Annotated in this window: 1 protein-coding gene and 1 pseudogene; both read right to left on the bottom strand. The window is 73.8% G+C overall.

What is annotated here, in order from left to right; genetic code table 11:
• Positions 1-727: 727 nt before the first annotated feature.
• Positions 728-886 carry a hypothetical protein gene (locus tag ACFRMQ_RS39695; RefSeq protein WP_380735769.1) on the bottom strand — a complete coding sequence of 53 codons (159 nt, stop codon included), beginning with the start codon at positions 884-886 and terminating at the stop codon, positions 728-730.
• 1,977 nt (positions 887-2,863) lie between these two features.
• Positions 2,864-3,092, bottom strand: a pseudogene (locus ACFRMQ_RS39690) (hypothetical protein); the annotation flags it as partial.

Here is a 3,092-nt window from a genome sequence, read left to right as displayed (position 1 = left end):
GGCTTCCCGTCGTCGAGTACGAGGTGGGCATGTGCGCCGGGCCGTCCGGCTGGCGCCGATCCAGCCGGTGTCGGCGAGCGCCATGGTGCGGCTGGTACCGCCCTTGGACGAGTAGAACGTGACGACCGACCTCGGGCCGTCCGGGGGCCCTGTCGGGGGCCTGGTCGGGCCGCTGTCGCGCGGTCCGGGGGTTCGCGGGCCTGTATTCGTGGGTGAATTCCGCCGTGAATTCTCTCGATATTCCGCTCGATTGTCGTGTCGGATTGGAAGTCGGGCGATGGTGTGAATTCGGGTTGGAATTGCGGTGGCCATCGAGGCCGCGCCGCCGTCCGGGGCCCGGCCGGTTGGCCGGCCTCGGAGGCCCGCCGCCACCGGCCCCGGCGTCTCGGTGCTGTCCGTCGTGGCCTGGTCGGCTGTCAGGCTGTCCTGCCGCGCCGGGTCGCCGTCCCGGGCCGGACGCGGTTGTGCCTGCCGTCCGGGCGGTGCCCGTGCCCGCCTTGCCGCGCCGGGGCTGCCATCCGGGTTGTCCCGGTCCGTCGTCCAGGCCGCCGCCGTCCCGGGCCTGCTGCGCTCCTGCTCGGCTGCCGCCGTCCCGGGTCCGCCGTCCCGGGTCCGCCGTCCCGGGTCCGCCGTCCGGGGTGCCGGGCGTGGGCTGTTGGTTGTCTTGAGTGCAGCCCGCGCGCGCTCGCGGTCTGCATGAGCAGGAACATCCCGGGCCCGGGTTTATTCAGTGGTTGAGGAGCCAGTGGATGAGGGCGGTGGTGGTGATGCTGGCGGTGGTGGAGGCGGTGGTGAGCAGGGCTCGGAGCGCGATGGCGCGGCCGAGCCGGCGGGCGCGGGCCAGTCGGCGGGCGCGGGTGCTGCAGGGCGGTGTGTTCGGTGCCATGCGGAGACTCCTGTGAGGCGAGGGGGCCGGGTCGGACCGGGCTGTTCTTCGGCAGGGTCACACACGCAACTTCCTCGGCCGCTGGGCTGGTTGGCCTGCCGTCCCGGGGCCCGTGCCCGCCTCGCTGCGCCCTTGCCGGGCCTCCGTCGCGCTCTGGTCGGTGCCGCGCCGCCGTCGCCGTCCCGGGCCTGCTGCGCTCCTGCTCGGCTGCCGCCGTCCCGGGTCCGCCGTGCTGCCCTGCCTTCCTCGCTGCGCCGCCGTCCGGGTCCGTCCGGGCCGGGTCCGTCGTCTCGGGCCGGCTGCGTCCTGGCCCCGGGCGTGGTCCCGTTCTGGTCTCTGTGGTGGTTTGGGTCACCGGGTGTTTTCGCGGGTCAGGGCGGTGTCAGGGACTGAAGTGACTGAGGTTGGGAGTTGAGGTGGGGTTCGGGTGGCGGAGTTGGTGCGCTCCGTCCAGGTCCCGGGTGGTCCTGCTGTGCCCCGTCCAGCGGGGCCGGTGCCGCGTCCGGGTGCCGCCGTCGTCGTCCCCCCGTGCTGGCCGTCGTCCCGGGCCCACCATCCAAACCACGCCTCTGTTTCGGCCGTGCCCGCTCGCCGCGCTCCGGGCCTCGCCGCGCCGCCGTCCGGGCCTGACGGCCACCCAGCCGCCGTGGAGGCTGTTCTGGTAGTCGTCCTGGCGGCGGGTGGGGTGTCGGAGGGTGAGGCCGCGGCTGGTGCTCGGTGGCGGCCGCCACCGAGCGACCGGCAACCGCCGAGGCCGGCGTCGTCCTGGCCGGCCTTCCTGGCGGGGCCGCTCGGGTCGCCGGTGACGGGACCGAGACAGGGAACGCGGCCCCGGGCCGCGCCCGGCCACCGTCCAGGCTGTCCCGCCCGGGCGGTCGGGCCGCCGCCTGCCGCGCGCTGGTGGCCCGGTCCGCCGCTGTCCGGGCGGGACAGCTGAAAGTGCTCGTCGTCAGACCCCGATGGGGAGCCTCCAGGAGGCCCCGGAGGTTTGACTCCGCGGCTCGTCCTGGGGTGGGGCGTGTCGCGTCTTGACGGCACAGATGACGTTCGCGTCCGCGCAGGCAGGAGGAAGGGGCGGACTGGATGACGGACGGACGTCCGGTGGGACCGCCGGCAACGGGGTCTCGGTCCCGTCGCCGAGGAACAACGTCAGCACAGTGCCACCGACCACGAACACCACCCACACGATCACCGCGCCACGCTGCCACCGCTTCACGCTCAACCCCCTCCCAGCCCCGGCTGCGCCCACTGTATCCAGCAGGTCGGACAGGGCAGCGGGCGTGGTTCGGGCGGTGATCGTCGCCGGGTGCTGTCGTGGGCCCTTGTCGTATGGGGTGCTGTCGCGCCCTGTCACGCGGTGCCCGGTCCGCAGGCCTCGGCGGCGCCCGCCCCGCCCGTACTGCTGCGCCCTGGTCGGCCGTCAGACCGTCCCGCTGCGCCGTCTCGGCCGTGCGGCCCGCCCGCCGCCCCTTGGTCCGGTGTTCGGTTTGGTGTCGCCACTCCAGGAATTTCCCGGGTGACGCTGGACGGGATTTCCTGGACGATTGGGAAGGGCGGTCGCCGTGTCGGCCTGGGAGGGCCGTAGGCCCATTTCTGAGATGCCCGAATTCGATTCCCCGCCGCTGCGCCCCGAAAGGTTTTCTGATTGCCGCTTGAAATGGAGTGGGAGGGGATTCTGATTCCCGCCTGGAGTGCGGCCGGATAGAGCCGTTATGGACGGTCGCTGCGAGGTTTCCTGTTCGCCTCCGGCGCCCGCCAGCGAACCGGTAGGATAGAGCTGTACGGAAGCCGGTGAAACGCCTCCGGATTCGCTGCGGATTCCGGTGCGAAGCCTGCGGTTGAGGGCTCGTCAGCCACCGCCGCGCGGGGCGCCCGTGAGGGCCCGCTACCGGGGCCGGGGAGGCCCGGCCGGACCGGACGCCCACCGGCTCCCTTCGAGGGCCGCAGGCCCCGCTCCGAGGGGCGGAGGATGGGCCGTCAGCCCAGCAACCAGACGGCGGACCGGCCATCGGCCGGTGCCGGGGGAGGGCCCCCGGGGGTGGGGTTGTGGCTGATACCCGAAGTCTGCGACACATCGTCAACGCCGAGGGCCGCAGGCCCCCGGCCGGCACCCCGCCCGCCCGGAGGGATGGGGGCGATGGTCATCACCCACGCCATCACCTCGCCGCAGCGCGGGTCGTAGCGGCTCGCGCCACGCCACACCTCC

It is taken from the genome of Kitasatospora sp. NPDC056783 (genome assembly GCF_042789895.1).
Lineage (GTDB): Bacteria > Actinomycetota > Actinomycetes > Streptomycetales > Streptomycetaceae > Kitasatospora.
Note: the sequence above shows the minus strand (reverse complement) of the source record. Positions and strands in the feature narration are given on the sequence as shown.